Raw genomic sequence first — 23,605 nt, forward strand, 5'->3', positions numbered from 1 at the left:
AAGCCAGGACCATCGAGGAGCGGCGCTTGCTGCACTGCCAGACAACGGCATAGACTGAAACCACAACGAGCCAGACCCTCCGTTCGAGATCAGGCGCTCGTGTTCCAAATCACCTGACGACGGACAGTCTTTGGCGGCAGAGACGCCGTCGCTCTCACCGTGGATGCTTTTCCAGGTCTCCTGACGGATGTAGAAGCAGTCATCATCGACCCAGCCATCGGCAGCCGGCATGTCTCCGAGAGGTGCGAAACACGCTCCATTGGCGGCCAGATGCTGCCTCGTCCGCTCAAGTGAGACCTCGGCTTCTCGCCGGCTTCCTCCATCGACGCCGCCAAGCCAGAGCCGTGCGCATTCCAACAGCGCGGAGGTTGCGTCACCTCTCGTCCAACCGGTGATGTCATACCTCGTCGCGAGTTCACCAGCGAGAGCCGTGAATGCAAAGCGGTCCAGACTGCGAGCCATCACAGGGTCGTCCACGATGTCGAGGTGCTTCGCGTAGCTCAAGGCAATCCCTTCAAGCAGCTTCTCCAGCGTGTCCCGATCGGGCGTTCGCCGCAGCAAGGCTTCTACGAAGGCAGTGCCGGCCGTGCCGTGGCTGCCATTGGCCGCCGCCAGCAGTTTCTTTGCGAAGGCCCTTGCGTCGGCTTCGTCGTGGAACGTCCGGAAGGCGCCTGTTGCCAGGCCATCAATCGGAAGGTCGATCAGACGCGCCTCCTGTCCGGCGAAGTGAGATGCTCCCGCCGATGCGAGATGCGCCTGCACTGAGACCTCGCCCGAGCTGATGACGGGGACGCGTCACTCCATCACGGCCTTAGTCTCGCCGTGCAAGCCCATGCGCCCCTTTCCATGACCGTTGCCGAGCATGTAGATGGCAGCACCCAAGCGCCGGTGATCCATCTGGTGGAGTTCGTCCAGGGCGAGAAACTGATCGTTGTGCCGGGCTGGCGGCCGGTGGAGACACGAGCATAGCCGATCGCCATAGGGCGCTGGTCGGCGACGGTCGCTGCCATGAAGGTGTGGTCGGGACGTGGCATGTGCATGCCTGGGCTCCTTGTGTGCATAAGGCTGTAAGGGATGAGGTATGGGCGTAGGGTTCTGCACGGCGCGCCAGGCGTCGGCGCGCACGCTAAGGGCCAAGCAGGGCCCGAGTGAGCACCGCAGCCCAACAGTCCGCCCCACAAAGGCATGGGCCGAGCGTTGAAGTTTAGGTGCTGGTGGTGGTTAGTCTTGGCTCACGCGCGCCAGTAGCCAGGGTCGGCCGGCTTTGTATGCCGGTGGAGCGATCTCATGTGCGCGCGAGAAGGGCGCATGTCAGGGCGGCGCAACGTGGTGCCCGATGGCGATATGATCTCTCATGTGCCTTTCACCTTCCACTTGGGCAGATCAACTCGCTGCTTCTTCTCGAGCTCGTCGAGGATCTTCTGGATCTTCGTGACATCCTTGAAGGCCGCTTTGCGCGCCTTCATGTCGCTCAAATCGGCGGCCTCGAGCTCATGCAGGCGTTCTGTGAGCTGTGCCTTCTTGTAGGTATTGATCGAAACTGCCAGCTCCGTGGCTACTGTGAGCAGCCCATCGACAAGGACCTCCGCGCGGCCGACCGAACCAGGATAGTTCCGGAAGTGCTCATCGCGATCTTCGTCGGATCCGAATGCACCCGGGTTGGAGAAATCTTCCGGCCCACTGTCGTCGTCGAAAGACGGCGGGTCGATGCCGAGCAGGTCGAGTTCTGCTTCGATTGTCGACCAGTTTGGGTCCTGCTGCACATGCTCGAAGAAAGGCTTGGCGAGATACGGATGCGCATCATCGCCAAGCCTATCGAGCGCGGCGGCCTCACGTGCGCGCTGTTCTCGCTTTCTCTCCGTCGCTGACTTCGCCATGTCGATTCTCCGGTGTTGACATTTGTGACCTTGTATGTGACAATAGATGGCACGGTCGCATCAGTCAAGTAAATTGTGAAGCGAGCGAAAGTGGCGACAAGCAACGCATCCCGAGTTCGTCCTCGCTATAACTGAAACTGAAGCGGCCCAGCTGATGTCGGGGCGCAGTAACAAGGAAGGACGCCATGAGCGATAAGAAGCCCTACTCGTGCCAGACCTTGGCCGAGCGCTGGTCGTGCAGCCCGGAGACAGTCCGGCAGATGACCCGCAACGGCGCGCTGCCGTCCTTCAGACTTGGAAAAATGATCAGGATCCCGGCCGAGGCCGTGGTGGAGCACGAAGCATGCAACAATACACCATCCAGCGTTTCCGCGGAGGTCTCGCGGTTGTCTCGTTTGAGGGCGGGAAGCGGCGACGGCATCGTCTTGAGGCACGCGATAGAGCGTCGGCCGAAGCCGAAGTGCGCGACTTCGCGGCCGCGCAGCGACGGCCCTCAGGCGGCCTGACTGTCGCAGATCTTTGGCAGCGCTACTCTGCGGAGAAGGCAGGTCGCCCGGTGGAGCAGAACATGCTTCACCGGGGTAAGTCGATTTTGCCGTTCTTCGGCCACCTGCGACCTGAGCAGATTACCATTGAGGACTGTAGGAATTACGTTGCCCAGAGGCGCCGTGCTGGTCGCAAGGACGGCACGATCTGGGGCCAGATGAACAGCCTCCGAACCTGCCTGAACTGGGCTGTCAAAAGCGGGCACATCGACGTCGCGCCGCGCCTGGAGCTGCCGCCCAAGGGCGTCCCGCGTGAGCGCTACCTCACCAGAGAAGAAATTGGGCGGCTCATCGCCGCGCCGAGTGCGCCGCATATCCATCTCGCCATTGTCCTGATGCTGACGACAGCCGCGCGAGTCACGGCCGTCTTGGAGCTCACATGGGACCGGGGCGATCTCGATCGCCGGCAGATCAACCTTCGCACCTCTGAAGGGCATCGGAAGGGCAGGGCGGTCGTGCCGATCAACGACACTCTTCTCGAGAAGCTGAAAGAGGCCCGCGCCGGCGCGCTGACTGACTACGTGGTGGAGTGGGCGGGAGGTCCGATCCGGTCCATCAAGAAGGGCTTCGCCGCTGCGGTCAGATCCGCCGGCCTGATTGACTGCACACCTCACGTGCTGCGCCACACCGCAGCGGTGCACATGGCGGAGGCGGGCGTGCCGATGGCCGAGATCAGCCAGTATCTTGGGCATTCGGACGTGCAGATTACCGCGTCCGTCTATGCCCGGTTCAGCCCGGGGCACCTGCGAAAGGCTGCTTCAGCGCTGGAGTTCAGAGCCACTAAGGTTCAGTGAACCTTGGATCACTGTCTCAGAAACGACGATGCTCTTTGATTTATTGGTCGGAGTGAGAGGATTCGAACCTCCGACCCCTGCCTCCCGAAGACAGTGCTCTACCAGGCTGAGCTACACTCCGACCGTGGCGCGGGCTGTATCGCGCCACGGGCGGCATTGCAAGCCCTTCAGTGCGGCGGGCCTACTGTTCTGACGCCTTGCGCGTCAGCCGCCCCAGCAGCGAGATGCGGGGCGTGGTGCCGGTCTCGGCGCGGGAGCGGTTTTGCAGCACCGGGTGCATCAGCGAGCGCCCGCCGAGGCTTTCGCGCAGGACGATGTAGATGCCGCTGGCGATGATGATGCCCGCGCCGATCCACGTCACCCGGTCCACGCTCTCGCCGAAGAAGAAACTGCCGTAGAAGGCGGCCCAGAGCATCTGGCTGTATTGCATCGGCGCGACGATGGCTGCATCGCCCGACTTGTAGGCCAGGATCGAGCAGAGCCCACCGGCGAAGGCGAGCGAGGCCATCAGCCCGAGCAGGCCCAGCTCGTGCAGCTCCAGCGGCACGTAGACGAAGGGCAGTGCGCAGGCCATCACCACGAAGTTGGCCATCATCGGGTAAAGCAGCAGCACCGCCGAGCGCTCGTCCTGCCCGATCTTGCGCACGATGATCGACACCAACGAGCCGGTGCAGGCCCCGACCAGCGCCGCGAGGTGACCGAGCTCCAGGTCGGACTGGCCGGGCCGCAGCACCACGATCACGCCCACCAGCCCCACGATCACCGCGCCCCAGCGGTGCATCCCCACGGTTTCCCCGAGGATCGGCACCGAGAGTACGGTGATGATGAGCGGCATCGCGAAGATGATCGCGTAGACCTGCGCCATGGGCAGGGTGGCGAAGGCGTAAAAGATGCAGAGCCCGGTGACGACGGCTGAGCCGGTGCGCAGCGCCGTCCACCACGGGTGGGCGGGAATCAGCGTCCCGCGCGTGGTGTCGCGCATCAGCATCAGCATCACCAGCGGGAAGCTCAGAAGCACCGAGAAGAAGATGATCTGGAAGGTGGTGAAGCTGCCGCCGAGCGTTTTCACCACCACGTCATGGGCCGAGTAAAGCCCGAATGCGAGGAGCGCCATGAGGGCGCCCTTGATGTTGTTTGATGTCTGCATGGGTCTCGTGTTGGCGCTAACGCTTGTGCCGAGGCTACCATGCCGCAGCGCGGCGTCAATCGGGACCGGCCTCATGCGCCGCGCGGCTGTCTGCCGGGGCTTCGTCGCGCTCCGTCATCCCGTAGTCGCGCAGCACCTCGGCCACGCGCAGGCGGTAATCGGCAAAGACACCGCCGCGCCCGGCGGCCTGCTGCGCCCGGTGCCCGGGCCGGTTGCGCCAGGCCTCCACCGCGGCCTCGTCCTCGAAGAAGCTGAGCGACAGCATCTTTCCCGGCGTCGTCAGGCTTTCGAACCGCTCCACCGAGATGAACCCCGGGTGTTCAACAAGGCTTTCCCGCAGCGCTGCTGCGCGGCTGAGATAGTCCTCGCGGCGGCCCTCTGCCGGCTCGACTTCGAAAATGATCGCGATCATGTCGTCCTCCCTGATGCCAGCTTGAAGAATGCCCGATCCTCCCGCCGGATGAAGCGCTTTTCCTGCGCGAAGGCATAATTCTCCCGGCCCAGCGGGTCCTCGGCCAGCCTTGCGCGATAGGCCTCATAGGCCGCGAGGGAGGGCAGGGAGTAAACACCATAGGCCAGCGTGGCGCTGCCTTCATGCGGCGCGAAATAGCCGATGAACTCCGCACCGCAGCGCGGGATGCACTGGCCCCATGTGCGGGCGTAGTGTTCGAAGTCGGCGCGCTGGGTCGGTTCGATCTCGTATCGGATGAAACAGGTGATCATGGGTGGCTCCTTTCGCCCCCTGCCTAGCCGATCCGCCTGCGCCGATGCTTCGGCCCGCACGGAAGCGTCGCCGCTTGACCACGCCGCCGGGCGCGCAGAGGCTGTCGCCATGAAGGAAGGCCCCGACATCACCCGCATTGCCGCGCTCATCGGTGACCCGGCGCGTGCCAACATGCTCACCGCCCTGCTCTCCGGCAAGGCGCTGACGGCGGGCGAGCTGGCGGATGAGGCCGGCATCACCGCGCCCACCGCCTCGGGCCATCTCGGCAAGCTGGAGGAGGCCGGGCTGCTCTGGCGGCGCAGGCAGGGGCGGCACCATTACTTTGCCCTCGCGGGCTCCGAGGTGGCCGATGCGCTGGAGGCGCTCGCCGGGCTTGCGGCTGCGCGTGGCCACCTGCGCAGCCGCACCGGCCCGCGTGACGATGCCCTGCGAGAGGCCCGGATCTGCTACGATCATCTCGCCGGTCTCGCCGGTATCCGCATTTTCGACAGTCTTGCCTCTTCTGGCGCGCTCACCGTGAACCGTGAGGCCATTGCTCTCACCCCGGAGGGAGAGGCCCGCATCGAGCGCCTCGGCATCGGCCTTGCCCCGCTCATGGCCCGGCGCCGCCCGCTCTGCCGTGCCTGCCTCGATTGGTCCGAGCGGCGCACACATCTTGCGGGCGCATTGGGCGCGGCCATTCTCTCCCACATCACGCAGGAGGGATGGGCCACGCACACCAAGGGGTCACGCCTCATCAGCTTCAGCAAGGACGGCGCCGCTGCCTTCGAGCGTGCCTTTCCGGTGTGCTCCGTGGGCGGCTTTTGTCAGTCCAGCACCCGGATCGAGGCGCGTGCGCTGCGGCCCGAGGCGTCGATCACCGTGAGCTGCAGGTAGCCGGGGGCCGTCCAGTCAAACTGTGCCTCCCTGTCGCGCAGTCCGGTGGCCAGCGGTGCGCCATTGGCCAGCAGGGTGAAGGGCGGGTGGCCATCACGCAGCTTCACCACCAGCGCGCCACCGGTTTCCAGTTCGGCCCCGTCGGGCGGGTAGGCGAGCTTGGGCGCGTCGGGCGTGGCGCTGGAGAGTGCGGCGGAGCGCGAGGCGAAGTGGCGCAGCGGCTGGGGCAGCTGGGCATTGCTGACGGTCAGCACGCCGGGCGGCGGCGGGGCAAAGGCCTCGCGCCGGTCCTTGAGCCGGTCGAAGCTGGAAAACAGCAGCGGCCCGGCCACGCCCGCCCCGAAGGCCCCGGGCACCGAGGTGCCATCTGCCCGCCCGATCCACACGCCGATGACGTGGCGGGCGTCATAGCCAACCGCCCAGGCATCGCGGTGGCCATAGCTGGTCCCGGTTTTCCAGGCCATTGGCCCGTGGGAGGCGCGCTGCGGCGGGCGGAGCTGGGCAAGGATGTGGGTCACCTGCCAGGCGGCTTCGGGCGAGAGCACGCGCTTGGGCGTCGGCTGCTGCGGGCTGCGGGCGGCGGAGAGGGCAATGCTCTCACCGCCCCGGGCAATCGCTGCGTAAAGCTGTGTGAGGTCTGTCAGCGTCACCCCGAGCCCGCCGAGCGCCACGGCAAGTCCGGGCCGCCCGCGCGGCAGTTTGGGCTCCATCCCGGCGCGGCGCATATGAGCCAGCAGGCGCTCGGGCGTGAGCGCCTCGGTGAGCTGGATGACGGGAATGTTCAGCGATTGCCGCAGCGCCTCAGAGAGGCGGATGGTGCCCCGGTAGCGGTTGTCGAAATTCTGTGGCGCGTAGCTGCCGAAGGCCATCGGACGGTCTTCGATCAGGGTTTCGGGGTGGGCCAGCCCCTGATCGAAGGCCAGGCCATAGACCAGCGGCTTCAGCGCCGAGCCGGGGGAGCGCAGGGCGCGGGTCATGTCGATCCAGCCCGCGCGGGTGTCATCGAGGTAGCCCGCCGAACCGACGCTGGCGAGGATCTCGCCAGTCTGATGGTCGGCCACGACGATGGCGACCGAGATGGTGTCGCCGATCTCGCGCGCGGCCTGCGCGGCCAGCGGCTCCAGCGCGGATTGCAGGCGCTTGTCGATGGTGGTGTCGTGGCGGGTGCCGATTGGGTTTTCTGCCAGCAAGTGATCAGAGAGGTGGGGCGCCAGCGCCGGAAAGTCGCGGCGGCGCGCGGGCACAGGGTCGCGCAGGGCCGCCTTCGCCTCTGCCCCGGTCAGAAGCGCCTTGCCCACCATCCGCTCCAGCACCCGGCCCCGGGCGGCGGTTGCCTCGTCATTGGCGCGGTCTGGCCTGCGCCGTTCGGGCGATTGCGGCAGGGCCACCAGCAGCGCGGCTTCCGCGGGGGTCAGGCGGCGCGGCTCCTTGCCGAAGTAGGCGAGCGAGGCGGCGCGCACCCCTTCGAGGTTGCCGCCGAAGGGCGCGCGGTTGAGGTAGAGCTCGAGGATCGCCGCCTTGCCGAGCCGCCGCTCCATCGCCAGCGCCACGCGCACCTGCCGGATCTTGCCCTCCCACTGGCCCGTCGGCCCGTCTTCAAGGATGCGGGCCACCTGCATCGAAAGCGTCGAACCGCCGGAGATGACGCGCCCGTTCCACACCGCCTGCGCCACGGCGCGCAGGGTCGCCCGCCAATCAACGCCCGGGTGGCTGCGGAAGCGCTTGTCTTCATAGGCCAGCAGCATCTCCACGTAGCGCGGATCGACCTCTGCGAGCGTGGTGTGCAGCCGCCAGCGGCCGTCAGAGACGGTGTAGGCCCGCAGCAGGCTGCCGTCGCGGGCGAGCACCTCGGGCGAGGTTTCCGCCACCAGCGGCGGCAGAACGGTGGCTTCGATCCAGCCGTCGAGCTTGTCGCGGCCCAGCGCCAGGGCGAAGAGGGCGACGGCGGTGACAACCGCCAGTCGGCCCATGAGCCGCTCACGCCACATCGACGGTGCCCTCCCAGAGGCCGGGGTAGTGGGTGACGAAGCCGGTGGGGTGCACCTTCAACTCCGCCTTGAAATTGGGCGAGGCATAGCCGAACCGGCCCGCGCCCTTCTGGGTGTAGCGCTGCGGCAGGCGCTCCAGCCTGCCGTCATCTTCCTCGCGAAACCAGGCGGCCGCCACCTCCTCGGTGCCCTCGAAGGCCAGCCGCCGCAGCGGCAGAAGGTTGGTGGCGGGGGTGAAGGCCAGGTCGATGTCCACGCAATCTTCCAGTTGCGACGGACCATCGCCAAGACACCAGCCGACCGGGCCGCGCGCCATGCGCCAGGCCACCTCCTTGCCGCCGACAAGGCCTGTCACATCGGCGGTTTGCGCCTCCCAGGCGGCGTTGCAGCGCACCACGTAATCCAGCGCGGTGCGCTGGCCGCCATGGTCGTAACGGGCGTGGCCGCAGAGCATCCAGCCGCCCGGCTCCTCGACAAGGCGGCAGCTGTCTTCCCCGGGCCGGTCGAGCCGCCGCCAATGGGCGGTGGCGTGGGGTTTGCCACTCTTCACCGGTCTCCTGCCCTATTCCACCACCGTCACCCGGCCCGCATCGGTGCGGGCGCGGAAGGCGGGGCGATACATATCCTCCACCGAGGCTGCCGGGTGGTGGTAGCTGCCTGGCGAGATGGCGCGCACGATATAGGCCAGCTTGAAGGGCTTGTCCGAGCGCCAGTTGACCGCCGAGAGGAAGCGCTCCTGCCGGAATTCCGAGTGCTCGGCGCCGGTCGTCTTCAGCCACGACAGTTCGCGGATGTCGCCGGAGCGGATCAGCGAGGGGTTGTCGATCTCGAAGCCCGCGGGCAGCGCATCGTCCACCATCAGCCGTGCGTCGCGGCGGCCAAAGGGTGTGACGGTGAGCACCACCACCATGCGCTCGCCCGAGGGCACGGCGCCAAGGTCCACGCCCATGCCGTCCATGGTGAAATACTCGCGGGTGATGGAGTAGCCGTTGCCGCCTGCGGGCTCGGGCTCGGTCGGCACGCCGAAGGTGGTCAGCGTCAGCGTGGTGGTCTCGCCGCTGTCGTTGCGGATATCCACCGGCTGCGCTGCCGTTTCGTCGGCCAGCACCTCGACCAGCGGGCCGGAGACGGGCTGGCCGTTGCGGGTGAAGCCGTCACGCGGGGCGGACTCGATCAGCGCCTTGGCGGCCATCAGTGTCCAGACCTTCTCCTGCGTCGAGCGGTAGCCGCTGGCCCCCGTCACCCGCACCGATAGCGCCTCGCGGTTGATGGTGTTGCTCCCGGCCTCTGCCGCAAGCGCCAGCACCCCGGCAGCGTCGCGCAGCTTGGTGCCATAGTCGTCGCGCCAATAGCTCGCCTCCTGTCCGGTGGGCTCCGAGGCAAGCTGCGCCGCCGCGCGCGCAAACATGGCATCTGCGCGCGTCGGGTCGCCGTAGAGCGACAGGGCAGTGCCAAGCTGGGCCGCGCCCAGCGGCGTGGTGAAGGCGGCCCCTTTCACGTCGGCGTAGTAGCGCAGATCGCCCATCGAGGCCGCGCCCTCGCGCGCCAGCACCATCAGGCCATAGGCAATCGCCTCGCCGCCCTCGTCGAAGTCGGAGGCGTAGTTGACCTTGTTGCGCAGGTTGTCCAGCGCGTTTCGGAAGGCGATGGCCGGCACCTCGTAGCCCTGCGCACGTGCCCGGCTGAGGAAGTCGGTCACATAGGCGTCGAGCCAGAAATCGCCGTTGTCGGCATACCACAGGCCAAAGCTGCCGGAGGCCGACTGCCGTGCGAGGATGCGGGTGATCGCCCCTTCCACGCGCTGCCGGGTGTCGGCGTTTTCCTCCAGCCCCATCGCGCGGGCCACCTCGTCGAAGTAGAGCAGCGGCATGGCGCGCGACGTCGTTTGCTCGGTGCAGCCATAGGGGTAGCGGTCGAGCGAGGCGAGCAGGCCCGGCACGTCGAACCGGCCCAGCGGCCCCAGCGCCAGCGTGGCTTTGCCGGTGCCGGGCTGGAGCCCGGTAAAGACATCGCGGGTGAAGGCAAAGTTCTGCCCCGAGGCCAGCTCGAAGCGGGAGGTGCGCGAAATTTCAGGGTCATTCACCTGGATCGGCAGGTTCAGCGACTTGTCCAGCACCTCGCCCGCGGGAGTCGTCAGGGCGATATCCACCTTGGCAAGGCCCGGCTGCCCGGCGACGACGGTGAGCGGCAGGCGGATGGTCTGGCCCTCTGCCAGGTCCATCGTGGAGGCCGCGCCGGTAGGCAGGGTCACGCCATTGCCGGTGATGTCGAGGCCGATCTGGCCCGTCTCGCCCGAGGCATGGGTGATTTCTAGCAGCATCCGGCCTTCGTCGCCCGGCGCCATGAAGCGCGGCAGCGAGGCCTGCAGCACCACCGGATCGCGCACCAGCACATCGGCCGAGGCCTGCCCCACCCCCGTGTCGGACCATGCCACCGCCATCAGCTTCACCGTGCCGTTGAACGACGGCATGTCGAAGCTGGTGCGGGCGTAGCCATCAGCCCCCACCTCGAGCGGGCCGGAGAAATAGGCCACCAGCTCTTCGGTCGGCGGCGGCGATTGCATCCCCGCATTGGCGTTGGCGTCGCCGCCCGAGCGGATTTCGCCCATTGCGCCGTTCATCCCGTCGATGAGGCGGCCATAGATGTCACGCATCCCCATGCCGAGGCGGCGCTGGCCGAAGTAGTGGCCCGACGGGTCGGGCGGGGTGAAGCCTGTAAGGTTGAGAATGCCCTGGTCGACAGCCGCGATTGTCACGTGGGCGGTGTCGCCCGGGGCCACACCCTCCACCTTCAGCGCCACATCGAGCGGGCCACGCGGGCGAATCTCGGCAGGCACCTCGAAACTGGCGGCAAGTTGCTTGGCTCCCGGGTCCACGCTGGCATGGCTGAGGCCCAGCGCACGGGCCGGGCCCCGCTTGTCGGCCAGGTCCATCGGGCGGATCACCGTGGCCGTCACATAGGCGCCTGCGCCCCAGTCGTCCGTGACCGGAAGCTGCACCAGCGTGTCGGCCTCGGCCTCCACCTCGACGGTCTTCATGTCGATCAGCCGGTTGGAGACCACGGTGACAAGCGCCTTGCCGGAGTAGCGCGGCACGATCCGCAGGGTGGCGGTGTCGCCGGGCTTGTAGCTTTCGGCGTCCAGCGACACCTCCAGCGTGTCGGGCGTGCTCGACACATCCACCGGCGCATACCAGCCCGCGTAGAACTCGTAGGAAGCCGAGGTGAATTCACCGTCAAGGCGCTCCACCACCAGCTCGTAGCTGCCCCAGTCCACCACGCCGGACACCTCCAGCGGCGCCGCGCCCAGGCTGCCCTCGCCCACGGCGATGCGCTCGCGCCGGGTGATCGGCTCCCAGTTCCACGCGCCGTATTCCGAATACCACTGATAGCGGCGGGTCACGCGGTTCAGCGTCCACTTCACCTGCATCTCGGTGGGGGCAAGGTCGGCCCCCAGCGCGATGACGGAGAAGGCGGCTTCGGTGCCTTCGGGCACAACGCCGTCTGCGGCGGGCCTGATGCCGATCATCGGCTTGCCGGGGCCTGTGACCACCGCCTCGCGGCGCTCCACCGGGCGACCCGAGCCCTCGGCGACGCGCACGGTCAACCGCGCCTCGATGGGGCCGTCGAAGCCCTCCATCTCGTCGGGCATGGTCAGCTCAAGCTGGGCCATCCCGTTGTCGTCCGTGGTGGCGCTGTTGAGCCAGGAGGTCTTTGGACCTGTGCCGTTGTTCGCGGTGCCGAAGTGGTAACCCGGGAAGCCCTCAAGCTGGCGGCGCGGCGCGATGCGCAACTCGCCTTCCACCGGCAGGCCCGCGCCCGGGGCGCCGAAAAGGTAGCGCACCTCCACGTCTGCCGTGGCCTCGCCCTCCGTCAGCCCCTCGGTGGGCACCTCGATGGAAAAGTCGATGCGCTCGGGCAGGAAATCCTCCACCAACACCGTCTTGGTCGCAATCGGCGGGGCTTTCGGGTCGGCATGGAGCGCGATATTCCACGCCCCGCGCGGCACCACGCCCGAGGTGGGCATGGAGAAGACATGGCCGCCGTTCACCCCGCCGTTGGAGAAGTGGCGGGCATATTCCACCCCGTCGGGGCGGGTGAGGATGGCGGTGAGCGGCAGGCCGTCAATCGCCGTGGCGGTGGCGTCGCGCACCAGCGCCGTGGTGTAGATGGTCTCACCCGCGCGATAGGCGCCCCGATCCGTCGTCATGAAGGCATCCACCGCGCCCGCAGGCGCGCGGCCCTCGACGCCGCGGTCGGAGAGGTCGAAGGAGGGATCGGTGAGCGAGAGGAAGCCCATGTCTTCCTCGCCGTTCTTCACCAGCACCATCGCGGGGGCCGCGCCGCCCCGGCCAAGGGTCAGGCCGGGCTCGAACATGGCATAGCCCTGCGCGTCGGTTGTGGTGGTGCCCAGCTCGCGGTTTGAACGAGAGAGCAGCGTCACGGTGAGGCCCTCCATCGGGTCGGCGGAGGTGAGCGAGCGGGTGAAGATGTGTAGCCCGTCCGCGCCCGACATCGAGGCAAGGCCGATGTCGGAGATCACGAACCATTGGGTGGCCGCAGGGTTTTCATAGGGGTCGGCCCCCCGGATCGCGGCCTTCAGCGCATAGACGCCCGGCGGCAGGTCAGAGATTGCCTCGGCCATCGGCAGGCGTGTGGTGACATCCTCATTCAGCCGCCGCTCCATGTGGCCGGTGCCTTCCCAGACGGTTTCGGCGATGTCGCCGTCGAAATAGTCTTCCTCCCACTCGTTCAGCGGGCGGCCGAAGTAGCTTTCCTGGATGACACGCAGCAGGTTGCGGTCGGACACGCGGTTGAGGGTGAGGTCCACCTCCTCGGTGTTGACGGTGACGATGGGAATGCCCGCATCCGCCGTCTTGGGCAGCACATAGGCCCGGCCCGGAAAGCGCACCTGCGGATCGCGGTCGCGCACGTAGAACGACAGCTCGACATCCTTGATCATCTTCTCGCCGGAGGCCGAGGGCAGGCCCGCGCGCAGCACCACGCGGTAGCGCTCGCCGTGGGTGAGGCCCTCGATGCACAGCTGGTTGCCCGAGGGCTCGGCGGTGAAGGAGGTGCCGTGGAGCTGCACGTAGGGCGCATAATCGGTGCCGCTTTCGGCCAGCCGCTCGGAGAAGGTGGCGCAGACGCGCGGCACGGCGGGGTTCGGGTCCACCTGATGGTCGGTCACGCGGAAGCCGTATTTGCCCAGCGCGTCATCCAGCGCGGCCTGGGTGGCGGGGCTGGGCAGGGTGGATTGCGCGAGGCGCAGGGCGGGGATCATGTCGCGCCCGCGCCCGGCACGCTCCAGCGCGGAAGCCAGAATGGTGAGCGCGCCGGATTGGTCGGCGGCGCTGTCGGCGCGCAGGTAGCCGTTGATGGCGGCATTCAGAGCCCGGCGCTCATATTGGCGCTTGCGCGAACTGGTGTTGTTCTCGGCCCGGGCGTCGAGGGCATAGCGAGCATAGTCGATCCACTGATCGTCGCGGTCGGCCAGCACGATGGCCGGGCCGATCCAAACCATCGCTTCGCGCAGATTGCCGTTGCGCGCCGCCTCCAGCGCGCCTGCCTCCAGCCGGTCGAGTGACCAGCCTGCGGGCGAGTGCAGCGCGGCCATGCCATCGGCGAAGTTGCGCGCGTTGGTCAGGTCGCCGGAGCGCAGGAAGTCGAGCGCCTCGGCCCGGGCGCGGGCCTGCGTGATGCGGCCCTCGGGTTCGGTGATGACGGTCGCCGATTGCGCGCCCTGGTAAGGCTCGCGGCGCTCCACCGCGCGCTTGGGGAAGCACGAGTTCGAGCGCGCATTGAAGGTGAAGGCGGTGCAGGCGGCATCGGCCATGCAGGCGGTGCGGCAGGCGTCATAGGTGGTGTCGAAGAGCGCGCGCAGATCGGCGCCGTAAAAATCCACGTCCTTTTCCGGCACCAGCCTGCGCTCGGGGATGGGCGCGGGCCCGGCGGGCCCCTGCTGGGCTGTTGCAGGCAGGCCGGTGGCGGCGATGGCAAGAAGGCAGAGGAGGGGCGCGAGTATGCGACGCATGGGAAATGACCTCGGATCTGAAATGCGATGAATCCTTGTCGATGGTGACACGCGCCCACATCCCGAGTCCAGTAGCGGCGCGGCGAAGTGAACGGTCTTTGTCTGATTAAGACAGTTTAAACTGTATCGGGGCAGAACCTTCACAGGGCGTGCCTTAACCATGATTCCCAGGGCCGCCGGGCGGACGGGAGCATGCGATGTCACTGACGGACAAGCTGGCAAGGGAGCGGCGGGGCCGCCTTGCCGCCGAGCGGATGCTTGAGCTGAAGAGCCGCGAGCTGATGGCGGCCAATCGCAAGCTCTCGGATCATGCGCTCAAGCTGTCCGATACGATCATCGCACAGCGCGAGGTGGTGGCCACCACCCGCGCGCAGGCCCATGCGCTGAAGGAAGAGGCCGAAACGATGAAGGGCGTGGCGCAGGAAACCCGCGCCAACCTGGAGAAGGCCGAAAAGGCGGTGACGATCGCCGAGCGTCGGCTGTGGGATTCGGTTGAAACGATCACAGACCGTTTTGCCGTCTTCGATGCCGAAGACCGGCTGGTGGCAGCCAACAACGCCTGGCTCGCTGTCTTCGACGGGCTGGAGGCCGTGCGCCCCGGCCTCACCTACATGGACATGCTCCGCCTGATGATCGAGGAGGGGCTGGTGGACCCGGGCGAGCAATCTCCCGGAGACTGGATCACCGCCATGCTCGACCGTTGGGACACGCCCGACATTCCGGACATCACCATTCGCACATGGGACGGCCGGCATTTGCGCCTGCATGACAGGCGCAGCGCCAATGGCGACATGGTGTGCCTCGGCATCGACGTGACGGGCGAGATGCGGCGACAGAGAGAGCTGAAGAAGGCGCGCGACGCTGCCGAGGCGGCAACCCGCGCCAAATCCGCCTTCCTCGCAAAGATGAGCCACGAGCTGCGCACGCCGATGAACGGCGTCGTCGGCATGGCCGACCTGCTGCTGGATACCGAGGTTGACGAGGAGCAGGCCCTTTTCATCCGCACCATCCGAAACTCGGGCGAGGCCCTGCTGGAAATCATCAACGATGTGCTCGATTTTTCCCGCGCCGAGGCCGAGAAGCTGGAGCTCTTCCCCGAGCCCTTCGATCTCGAGGCCATGCTCTGCGAGGTGGTCACCCTGTCGCTCCCCGTGGCGCGCGAGCGCGGGCTCGACCTGCTGCTCGATTACGCGCCCAATGCGCCGGTGCAGGTCACTGCCGACCCGAAGCGGCTGCGCCAGGTGGTGGTGAACCTGTTGGGCAATGCGATCAAGTTTACAGAGGAGGGCTTCGTCCGGATCGGCGTGCGGGCCGCGCCGCCATCGGCGTCGGGGTGGCTCTGGGGCTTCCAGATCGAGGTGGAAGACACCGGCATCGGCATCCCCGAAAGCATGCGAGAGCATATCTTTGGCCAGTTCAACCAGGTGCAGGATGACAAGAACCGCAGCTTCGAGGGCACCGGCCTTGGCCTTGCCATCACCCGCCAGCTGGTCGAGCTGATGGGGGGCCGCATCGGTCTGGTTTCCGAGCAGGAACAGGGCACGACCTTCACCGTTGATCTCGCATTGGAGGCAGAGGCACCGGCCAGCGGGCGTGGCCCCTGGCCGCAGGGCGAGGCGCCCCGCGTCGTCGTCGCCACCGCCTCGAAGGCCGGGCTGCGAGTGGCGCGGGCCCGGTCGGCCCTGACCGGGCTCGATATCGAAGTGGCCCGCGCGCCCGACGTGCTGCGCAGCATCCTGTCAGAGGGGGCGGAGCCCGACCTTGTCGTGATCGACAGCGATTTCTGTGCCGGAGAGGCTACCGAGATTTTCCGCGAGGTGCGCGCGCGCGCGCCGCGAAGCCAGATCCTCTGCGTGGTGCGGCAGGGGGAAAGCGGCGTGCGGTCGGCCCTGGCCGGGAGCGGGGTAGATCACGTTCTGAATTACCCCTACGGGAACGCGGAGATGGCCAAGGTCTATGCCTCTCTCGCGCATCCCCCGTTGCGGTTTCGGCCCGTGCAAGCAGGCCGGGAGGCCGAGGCGCAGGCGTGCACGCCCGCGCCCGCAGCGCCCGAACCGGCCCGCATCCTCCGGGTGCTGGCGGCCGAGGACAACAAGACCAACCGGCTGGTCTTCTCCAAGATGCTGCAGAGTCTGACGCTGGAGCTGACCTTCGCCGAGAACGGTCGCGAGGCGGTGGAACGCTACGAGGCCGAACGCCCGGACCTTGTGTTCATGGATATTTCCATGCCCGAACTCGACGGCAAGGCCGCCACCCGCGCAATCCGCGCCATGGAACAGGAGCGGGGTTGGCCCCGCGTGCCGGTGGTGGCCATGACGGCCCACGCCATGGCCGGTGACGGCGAAGAGATCCTCGCCGCCGGGCTGGACCATTACCTGACAAAACCGCTGAAGAAACAGCTGATCCACGAACAGATCGCAATCCATTGCCCCGCGGGCGTGGAGCCATTCGATCCGCCTGCGGCAGCGCTGCAAGAGCCGGGTTCGGCAGCGCCGGGCAAAGCGGCACAGGTCGAGGCCATCTAGGCCCGCCCGGCGCGGTGGAGGTCAGGCGGTGGTGTCGGGCCGCGAAAAGGTGGGCTGGCCGGGCTCCGAGAGGTCGGGGCGGAAGCGGTAGCCGCCGGTGTCGAAGCCCTCAAGCGCAACCGGGTCCAGCAGACGGTGCTGCACGACGAAACGCGCCATCGCGCCCCGGGCCTGCTTGGCGAAGAAGCTGACCTGCTTCGGCCCGCCTACCTTTTCCTCAAGGAAGCGCGGCGTCACGACATTCAGCCCGCCAAGCGCCGCAGGGTCCACCGCGCCGAAATACTCCTGACTCGCGCAGTTGACGAGCGTATCGGTGCCAAGGGCCTTCGCCTGTTCGGCAAGCTGCGCCGCCAGCCTGTCTCCCCAATAGGCATAGAGGCTGTTCGCGCGCCCCACCTTCAGACGAGAGCCCATTTCCAGCCGGTAGGGCTGGATCGCGTCCAGAGGGCGCAGCAGCCCGTAGAGGCCCGACAGGATGCGCAGGCGGTCCTGCGCCCAGTCCATCTCTTCCGGATCCAGCGATGCGGCCTCGAGGCCGGTGTAGGTATCGCCCGCGAAGGCCAGCGCGGCGGGGCGGGTGGCCTCGGCGTCCGGCTCGGGCGCGAAGGCGCGGAACCGCTCCTGGTTCAGCTTGGCGAGGTCGGGCGAGATGCCCATGAGCTTTTGCAGCGCGGGCCGCGAGAGCTTCGCGCCCGCGCGGGCCAGTTTGGCGGCGTCTGCGGGAAAGGCCGGGGCCGTTTGTTCGATGTCGCGCGGCTGCCAGTCGAGCCGCTTGGCGGGGGAGATGACGATAAGCATGGTGGGGCTTTTAGCGGGGGACGTTGGCGAGGGAAACAGGGGGCGGCTCATCCGCCCTTCGAGGCGTCTTCGCCGCGCCCGCGCCAAGGCGAGGAAACCGTCGGGGCGGTTGACGAGCGCTTGGCTATTCGGAGGCCAGTGCGGTAAGAAAGGCCCAGCCGAACCGGTCCAGATGGCGCTCGCTCATTCCCTGCACCCGGCCCAGCGCGTCGAGGTTCGCCGGATGGGCCTTGACCACCCGGCGCAGCAGCGCGGTATCGCAGGAGAGCGGCTTTTCGGTGCCGTCTTCGCCCCGGTAGAGCTGTTGCGCCGCAGCCTGTAGCCTGTCGAAGGCCTCGCCCTGACCGCGCGCCGCCATTTCGCGCCGGGCCGGGTGCAGCTCGGGCGCGGCCTCGCCGGTGAGGACGGCCAGAAACTCGGCGCCGTAGCGCTCCAGCTTCTTGGCGCCGACCCCGCTCACATGCGCCATCTGGTCCAGCGTTGCCGGGCGCTGCTCGACCATCTCGATCAGCGTCCTGTCGGGGAACACCACATAGGCGGGCACGCGCTGGGCCTCGGCCAGCGCCCGGCGCTTGGCCTTGAGCGCGGAGAGCAGCGGCGCATCCTCTTCACTCACCAGCGCCTTCACCGCTGGGCGGCGGGCGGTGTCGGCCTTTGCAATCGAATCTCGGCGCAGGGTGATGCTGGCCTCGCCCCGCAGGATGGGGCGGGCCCCTTCCGTCATCCGCAGGGCGCCGTGGCGCTCCGGGTCGGGGCGCATCAGGTCCAGTCCCATCATCTGCCGGAAGACCGCCTGCCAGACCTTTCGGCTGTGCTTTTTGCCCACGCCGAAGGTGGGCAGGTCGGCATGGCCGCGCTGGCGCACCTTGTCGGTCTCGATACCGAGCAGGATGTCGGTCAGGTGCCCTGCGCCGAACCACTCGCCAGTGCGCAGCGCCGCAGAAAGGGCCATGCGGACCGCCTCGGTGCCGTCGAACACCTCGGGCGGTTTTTCGCAGAGGTCGCAATTGCCGCAATCGTCGCTCTCTTCGCCGAAGTAGCCCAGAAGCAGCTTGCGGCGGCAGCCCTGCGCCTCGGCGAGGCCAAGGAGGGCGTTGAGCCTGCCGTGGTCCGCCACCCGGCGCTCCGGCGGGGCGAGGCTTTCGTCGACCTGGGAGCGGCGCAGCCGAATGTCATCGGGGCCATATAACGTCAGCGTGTCGGCGGGCAGCCCGTCGCGCCCCGCGCGGCCGATCTCCTGGTAGTAGCTCTCGATCGACTTCGGGAGATCGGCATGCAGCACCCAGCGGATATCGGGCTTGTCCACGCCCATGCCGAAGGCCACCGTCGCCACCACGATCAGCCCGTCCTCGGCCTGAAAGCGGCGCTCCACCTCACGGCGCGGCTCCGGGTCCATCCCGGCGTGATAGGCTACTGCGCTGTGCCCCTCGGCCTCCAGCGCGGCGGCGATGCTCTCGGTCCGCGCCCGGGTGCCGCAATAGATGATGCCCGCCTGCCCGCGCCGTGCGGCGGCGAAGGCCAGCATCTGGTTTCGGGGCTTGTCCTTTGCCTCGAAGGCCAGCCGGATGTTGGGGCGGTCGAAGCCGCGCAGGAAGGCGCGGGGCGGGGTGCCGCCGAACAGGCGGGTTATGATCTCTTCCTGCGTTTCCGCATCCGCCGTGGCGGTGAAGGCGGCAAGCGGCACGCCCATGCGGGCGCAGAGGGGCCCGATTTCAAGGTAATCGGGGCGGAAGTCATGGCCCCACTGGCTGACACAATGGGCCTCGTCCACGGCAATGAGTTGCACGCCCGCCCGGCGCAGCAGCCGCTCGGTGCCTGAAGAGCGCAGCCGCTCGGGCGCCATGTAGAGGATCTTCAGCCTGCCTGCGTCGATGGCGCTGAAAACCGCGTCGGTTTCTTCCTCGGTATTGGCCGAGCAGAGGGCGCCCGCCTCCACGCCGAGCCCGCGCAGCGCCGCCACCTGGTCGCGCATCAGCGCGATCAGCGGCGAGATAACAAGAGTGGCCCCGGCGCGGCAGAGCGCGGGAAGCTGATAGCAGAGCGATTTGCCACCCCCGGTGGGCATGATCGCCAGGGTCGGCGCGCCTTCCAGCACGGACTCGACGATCTCTTCTTGCCCCGGGCGGAACTCGGGGAAGCCGAAGACGGAGTGGAGCAGGTCAGCTGGCGCGGGCATGGCCTCCCTTACCCCCGCCAGCGCGCGGGCTTCAAGCCAGTCGGCTCAACCGAAGAAGAGGCCGGGCAGGATGATGTTGCGCAGGGCGATCACCACGACGAAGGCGATGAGTGGCGCGAGGTCGAGCGCGCCGGTGTCGGGCAGCACGCGACGGATCGGGCGATAGACCGGCTCCAGCAGGCGGTTCAGCCCGTCCCAGAGCTGGTAGACGAAGGGCTGGCGCAGGTTGAGGATCTGAAAGGTGATGAGCCAGCTCATGATCACATGGGCCAGCATGATGAAGAAGACCACGCCGAGCACGAGATCGAGCAATTGGTAGAGCATCAGCATGGGCAGGCATCCTCTGTTAGAGCCGCAACAGAGGTATTCATGCCCGGGTCCGGTTGCAACCGGGTTAACCGTGCCGTGACGTCGCGGTTGACGCCGGGGTCATGCGGGGCACCTTGCGCCGCATGTATCCTTTCATCCGCATGGCCAAGGAGCTCTGGCTCGCCGGCCGCCAGCCCCCGCTGCCCTTCGACGGCACCCACATCAGCCACCACCGCTGCTGGCCGTGGGATCTGGATTTCTGGATGGAGTTGAACAACGGGCGCACGCTCACGCTCTACGATCTCGGCCGCATCCCGCTGGCCCGCCGCGCCGGGCTGATCCCGGTGCTGCGCCGCAACCGCTGGGGCCTGACCATCGCGGGTTCTGTGGTGCGCTACCGCCGCCGGATTACCGCCTTCCAGCGCTTCGAGATGCACAGCCGCCTGATTGGCTGGGATCACCGGTTCATCTACATCGAGCAGAGCATGTGGCGTGGCGAAACCTGCTGCGGGCAGGCGGTGTTTCGGTCTGCGGTGACAGGGAAGGCGGGGATCGTGCCGCCGGTGGAGGTGATGGAGGAGCTGGGCCTCGCGGATCATCCGGGCAAGGCCCTGCCCGACTGGGTGCAGGCCTGGATCGCCGCCGAGGACCAGCGCCCCTGGCCGCCGGAGCGCAGCGCCTAAGCCGTGCAGCGCCGACCCGTGGGATGGCGCATGCAACAAATGTGCGGGTGCGCTTTATGGTGCAGTGCTCATCTGACCTCAGAGGTCGCCATGACTTCAACGAAGCGCCGCCCCGGGGGGCGGGTCGGCGCTGCACGGCGCCTTCGGCTTGATTCCGTGCAGGCACACCCGCTCAATTGGCGGTCAGTCGGCTTTGCCCGCCGCCTCCTTTGCCACCGCATCGGCGGGCTGCGAGGGGTCGTGATCCTCCAGCATCCGGACTTCGCGCTGCGGGAAGGGAATTGAGATATTGTTCTGCTTGAAGGCATCCCAGAGCGCGAGGAAGACGTTGCCGCGAATGTTGGTCAGCCCGCCCGTCGGATCTTCGATCCAGAACCGCAGGATGTAATCCACCGAGCTGTCGCCGAAGCCGATGATGTGGCACACCGGCGGGCGCCACGACAGCACCCTGTCCACCGATTTGGCCGCCTCGATGGCGATCTTGCGCACCTCGTGTGGATCGTCGTGATAGGCGGTGCCGAAAAAGATATCGAGCCGGACGAAATCGTTGGAATGCGACCAGTTCACCACCTGCCCGGTGATGAGATCCTCGTTCGGGATCAGGTATTCCTTGCCGTCGCGGGTGACGACCGAGACGTAGCGCGCGCCGAGGCTGTTGATCCAGCCGAAGGTATCGCCCAGCGAAATCACGTCCCCCGGCTTGATCGACTTGTCGAGCAGGATGATGACGCCCGACACGAGGTTGGAGACCACCTTTTGCAGGCCGAAGCCGAGGCCGATGCCGATGGCACCGGAGAGCACGGCAAGGCCGGTGAGATCGAAGCCCACGGCCTTGAGGCCGAGGAAGAAGGCAGCGCCGAAGAGCACGATCTGCAAGACCTTGACAATCAGCTCCTGCATCGAGGGCGAGATGTCCTTGTTGGCGCGGATCTTGCCCTGTGCGCCGCGATGCACCACGCGGGCGAAGAAAAACAGCAACCCGGTGATGATCAGCGCTTTCAGCAGGCCCAGCACCGACAGGCGGAACTCGCCCACCTCCAGCGCCACGCTTTCCATCAGGTCCGAGGCGCCTTCCCAGAGGCCGAGGAAATAGAGCGTCACCCAGATCCACGCGCCCCAGCGCACCACCCGGCGGAGAAACTGATTGCGGATGAAGCGCGTCGCCAGCCCGATGAGCAGCCACGCGGTGGCGATGGTGGCGACGATCCCGATCATGTAGCTGCGCGAAGGCCAGGTGACCTCCTGCATGATCCAGAAGGTTCCCCAGGACAGGGCGACGAAAAAGATCAGCGTCAGCCTTTGCTCCAGCACCAGCAGCACCCGCAGCTGCCACTTCGGCCGTCCCTCCAGCGTGCGCATCCAGGCCCTCAGGCGCGGTGAGACCCACTTGCGGATCACCCATGCGGCGGCGAAGAGCGCCACGACGATGGCGATCTGGTAAAGCCGCCAGGGCTGAAGCATCGAGCGCAGGAAGGTCTCGGCCATGCCCAGCAGCCCGGTGAAGTGCTGCTGCAACGCCTCTATCTGCTCGGTCTGGTCTTCTGGGTCCATCCAGCCCTCTCCTCCTTGGCATGGTGGCACGCGTCCGGCCTGTCGGGCAAGTACGTGCGCTTGCGGGAAAAATCGCAGGTGGCCCCGCGTTACGGGCAGGCGGGCAGGGGGGCCTCCGGGCCTGCCGCTGCCGCGATCCTGGCGACCGGAACGCCGCGGATCAACGGCGCGTAGCTGGCACCGCCATCGAGGCTCAGATCGGCGGCAACGGTGGCCTCGGGGTGCGGCCCTTCGTCAACGGCGCAGCCGCCGAGGCTGAGCTGAATCGAGCCCGTCGTTTCGTCGGGCGCTTCCTCCTTCCAGCGCGCCGCCTCTGCCTGCGCGACGCGCAGCGTTTGAACATCGGCCGGGGAGAGCCGCCACGTGGAGCCCCGTTGTTCGAGCGCAAAGGCATGCGTGAAGGCTTCACCCGTGGCCTTCCGCTCTGCAGAGATGGTGAGGATCGCGCTTCCGGGGCGCACCGCCAGCCCCTCGGGCAAGGTGAGCCGCGCAGCGATGGCCGCCGGATCGGCTGTGAGCGGGTTCATCCGGGAGAGGCGCGCGGCTGTCACCGGGTTGAGCGTGGTACAGGCGGGGAGCATTGCGGCGAGACAGAGGGCCGCGAAGAGGTGGCGCATGGTGATTTTCCTTGATTCGAGATGAAGTTATTGTAATACGATAAGTAATCGCTGTGAAAAGAGGTTTTCTGATGGCTGGTCCTGCTCCTGTGCGCCGTTGGGCGTCGGTTCTCCGGGTTCTCACCTGTGTTGCCATGGCAATTCTGGCCGTGGCCCTCGTAGCGGGCATCGCCTTCTCGGATCTGCCCGAGGAGATGCGCCGCGCCGCCGGAATCGCACCGGAGCGCGCTCTGGCTCCTCTGCACCGCGCCGGCGTGGCCGCGCTGGGCGCTCTTCCAGCGCTGGCGATGCTCTATCTCCTGCGGGAGATGGCCCGGCTCTTCGGGCGCTACGCGGCGGGCGAAACCCTCACCGAGGCCTGCGCGCGCCATATCCTGCGGATCGGCGCGGGGCTGCTGGTGGCCGTCGCGCTGGAACTCGTCACCCGCCCGCTTCAAATCATGCTGGCCAGCCTTGCCAACCCGCCCGGTGAGCGTGTGCTGACGATCTCGCTGGAGGGCGCCGACTTGGGGCAGGTGCTTGCGGGCGGGCTGATGGTGGTGATCGGCTGGGCCATGCGCGAGGCCGCCGTGGTGGCCGAAGAGAACCGGGGCTTCATCTGATGGAGATCGTCGTGCGGCTCGACGTGATGCTGGCCATGCGCAAGATGAAGAGCCGCGAGCTGGCCGAGCACGTGGGCATCACCGAGCAGAACATCAGCCTGCTGAAGTCTGGCAAGGTGAAGGGCATCCGCTTCGAGACGCTTGCGCGCATCTGCGAAGTGCTCGATTGCCAGCCCGGTGACCTGCTGGAGGCCGTCCCGAAGCCGTGAGACCCCTTGCCGCAAGGGGCGGGCGGGTGTATCTCCCGGCGCATGAGAGTGGTTTTCGATATGGATGACCGGGCCCGCCTGCCGTGGCGGTTCTTCGGCGCAACCCTGACGATCCTCGCCTCCCTATGAGGCGCGGCGCCACCCGCGCGCCCT

Annotated in this window: 22 protein-coding genes and 1 tRNA gene; 8 read left to right on the plus strand and 15 right to left on the minus strand. The window is 67.4% G+C overall.

From position 1 onward, the window contains the following. Both DYI42_RS13405 and DYI42_RS24675 read right to left on the minus strand, forming a co-directional pair. A partial coding sequence (locus DYI42_RS13405) for a hypothetical protein (RefSeq protein ID WP_213546497.1) occupies positions 1–762 on the minus strand: 762 nt, incomplete at its 3' end. A gap of 33 nt (positions 763–795) precedes the next feature. After that, the gene (locus tag DYI42_RS24675; protein ID WP_369334183.1) at positions 796–882 is read right to left on the minus strand and encodes a hypothetical protein; all 87 of its coding nucleotides are present in this window, start codon (positions 880–882) and stop codon (positions 796–798) included. Between DYI42_RS24675 and DYI42_RS24500 the strand changes: the two genes are divergently transcribed. Next, a complete protein-coding gene (locus DYI42_RS24500) occupies positions 847–969 on the plus strand; it encodes a hypothetical protein (protein ID WP_274608818.1) in 123 nt (40 codons plus the stop codon). The genes DYI42_RS24675 and DYI42_RS24500 overlap by 36 nt on opposite strands. A gap of 383 nt (positions 970–1,352) precedes the next feature. On the opposite strand, the gene DYI42_RS13415 is transcribed toward DYI42_RS24500, so the two are convergent. Further along, positions 1,353–1,877: a hypothetical protein gene (locus DYI42_RS13415; protein ID WP_213546499.1), complete on the minus strand. Its 525-nt coding sequence runs from the start codon at positions 1,875–1,877 to the stop codon at positions 1,353–1,355. A gap of 185 nt (positions 1,878–2,062) precedes the next feature. On the opposite strand from DYI42_RS13415, the gene DYI42_RS24290 reads away from it, so the two are divergent. Next, the gene (locus tag DYI42_RS24290) at positions 2,063–2,383 is read left to right on the plus strand and encodes an excisionase family DNA-binding protein (RefSeq protein ID WP_244867911.1); all 321 of its coding nucleotides are present in this window, start codon (positions 2,063–2,065) and stop codon (positions 2,381–2,383) included. Continuing rightward, positions 2,338–3,216 (plus strand): tyrosine-type recombinase/integrase, encoded by an 879-nt coding sequence (locus DYI42_RS13420; RefSeq protein WP_342344661.1) that lies wholly within the window; start codon positions 2,338–2,340, stop codon positions 3,214–3,216. Before DYI42_RS24290 ends, DYI42_RS13420 begins: the two co-directional genes overlap by 46 nt. 44 nt (positions 3,217–3,260) lie before the next feature. Here DYI42_RS13420 and DYI42_RS13425 read toward each other — a convergent pair. The 4 genes from DYI42_RS13425 to DYI42_RS13440 form a co-directional block, all read right to left on the minus strand. Next, a tRNA-Pro gene (locus tag DYI42_RS13425) sits at positions 3,261–3,337 on the minus strand. Positions 3,338–3,397: 60 nt separating this feature from the next. Continuing rightward, positions 3,398–4,363 carry a DMT family transporter gene (locus DYI42_RS13430; RefSeq protein ID WP_213546501.1) on the minus strand — a complete coding sequence of 322 codons (966 nt, stop codon included), beginning with the start codon at positions 4,361–4,363 and terminating at the stop codon, positions 3,398–3,400. Positions 4,364–4,418: 55 nt separating this feature from the next. Beyond that, positions 4,419–4,775: an antibiotic biosynthesis monooxygenase family protein gene (locus DYI42_RS13435; RefSeq protein WP_213546502.1), complete on the minus strand. Its 357-nt coding sequence runs from the start codon at positions 4,773–4,775 to the stop codon at positions 4,419–4,421. Beyond that, positions 4,772–5,086, minus strand: a complete 315-nt coding sequence (locus DYI42_RS13440; protein ID WP_213546503.1) for an NIPSNAP family protein — start codon at positions 5,084–5,086, stop codon at positions 4,772–4,774. The genes DYI42_RS13435 and DYI42_RS13440 overlap by 4 nt, the downstream gene beginning before the upstream one ends. Positions 5,087–5,195: 109 nt before the next feature. Between DYI42_RS13440 and DYI42_RS13445 the strand changes: the two genes are divergently transcribed. Next, positions 5,196–5,963, plus strand: a complete 768-nt coding sequence (locus tag DYI42_RS13445; RefSeq protein WP_213546504.1) for an ArsR/SmtB family transcription factor — start codon at positions 5,196–5,198, stop codon at positions 5,961–5,963. Here the strand turns inward: DYI42_RS13445 and pbpC are convergent. From pbpC to DYI42_RS13460, 3 genes are read right to left on the minus strand one after another with little or no spacing between them, the layout of a single operon-like run. Beyond that, positions 5,894–7,951, minus strand: coding sequence for a penicillin-binding protein 1C (gene pbpC / locus DYI42_RS13450; RefSeq protein ID WP_440870643.1), 2,058 nt, complete (start codon positions 7,949–7,951; stop codon positions 5,894–5,896). The genes DYI42_RS13445 and pbpC overlap by 70 nt on opposite strands. Then, a complete protein-coding gene (locus DYI42_RS13455; protein WP_213546505.1) occupies positions 7,941–8,501 on the minus strand; it encodes a putative glycolipid-binding domain-containing protein in 561 nt (186 codons plus the stop codon). The genes pbpC and DYI42_RS13455 overlap by 11 nt, the downstream gene beginning before the upstream one ends. 12 nt (positions 8,502–8,513) lie before the next feature. Beyond that, positions 8,514–13,982, minus strand: a complete 5,469-nt coding sequence (locus DYI42_RS13460) for an alpha-2-macroglobulin family protein (RefSeq protein ID WP_213546506.1) — start codon at positions 13,980–13,982, stop codon at positions 8,514–8,516. 197 nt (positions 13,983–14,179) lie between these two features. Between DYI42_RS13460 and DYI42_RS13465 the strand changes: the two genes are divergently transcribed. Further along, the gene (locus tag DYI42_RS13465) at positions 14,180–16,507 is read left to right on the plus strand and encodes an ATP-binding protein (protein ID WP_213546507.1); all 2,328 of its coding nucleotides are present in this window, start codon (positions 14,180–14,182) and stop codon (positions 16,505–16,507) included. A 21-nt stretch (positions 16,508–16,528) separates the two neighbouring features. Here the strand turns inward: DYI42_RS13465 and yaaA are convergent, their stop codons facing one another. The 3 genes from yaaA to DYI42_RS13480 all read right to left on the minus strand — a co-directional run bounded on the left by yaaA (position 16,529) and on the right by DYI42_RS13480 (position 19,811). Then, complete coding sequence (gene yaaA / locus DYI42_RS13470; RefSeq protein WP_213546508.1) at positions 16,529–17,305, minus strand: peroxide stress protein YaaA; 777 nt, start codon at positions 17,303–17,305, stop codon at positions 16,529–16,531. Positions 17,306–17,429: 124 nt separating this feature from the next. Next, positions 17,430–19,481, minus strand: coding sequence for a DNA helicase RecQ (gene recQ / locus DYI42_RS13475; protein WP_213546509.1), 2,052 nt, complete (start codon positions 19,479–19,481; stop codon positions 17,430–17,432). Between the two features lie 45 nt (positions 19,482–19,526). Continuing rightward, entirely contained in the window at positions 19,527–19,811 is a 285-nt protein-coding gene (locus DYI42_RS13480; RefSeq protein WP_213546510.1) for a YggT family protein, read from the minus strand. Positions 19,812–19,933: 122 nt separating this feature from the next. Between DYI42_RS13480 and DYI42_RS13485 the strand changes: the two genes are divergently transcribed. Then, positions 19,934–20,473, plus strand: a complete 540-nt coding sequence (locus tag DYI42_RS13485) for an acyl-CoA thioesterase (RefSeq protein ID WP_213546511.1) — start codon at positions 19,934–19,936, stop codon at positions 20,471–20,473. Positions 20,474–20,656: 183 nt separating this feature from the next. Here the strand turns inward: DYI42_RS13485 and DYI42_RS13490 are convergent, their stop codons facing one another. Continuing rightward, entirely contained in the window at positions 20,657–22,024 is a 1,368-nt protein-coding gene (locus DYI42_RS13490; protein WP_213546512.1) for a mechanosensitive ion channel domain-containing protein, read from the minus strand. 89 nt (positions 22,025–22,113) lie between these two features. Then, entirely contained in the window at positions 22,114–22,641 is a 528-nt protein-coding gene (locus DYI42_RS13495) for a hypothetical protein (protein ID WP_213546513.1), read from the minus strand. 134 nt (positions 22,642–22,775) lie between these two features. Here DYI42_RS13495 and DYI42_RS13500 point away from each other — a divergent pair, with 134 nt between their 5' ends. Together DYI42_RS13500 and DYI42_RS13505 are read left to right on the plus strand one after the other, a co-directional pair. Then, on the plus strand, positions 22,776–23,243 hold the full coding sequence (locus DYI42_RS13500; protein WP_213546514.1) for a DUF2975 domain-containing protein: 468 nt from the start codon (positions 22,776–22,778) through the stop codon (positions 23,241–23,243). Then, entirely contained in the window at positions 23,243–23,452 is a 210-nt protein-coding gene (locus tag DYI42_RS13505) for a helix-turn-helix domain-containing protein (protein WP_213546515.1), read from the plus strand. The genes DYI42_RS13500 and DYI42_RS13505 overlap by 1 nt, the downstream gene beginning before the upstream one ends. The last annotated feature ends 153 nt before the right edge of the window (positions 23,453–23,605 follow it).

Origin of the sequence: Vannielia litorea, from assembly GCF_018424695.1 — a bacterium.
Taxonomy (GTDB): Bacteria; Pseudomonadota; Alphaproteobacteria; order Rhodobacterales; family Rhodobacteraceae; genus Vannielia; species Vannielia litorea_A.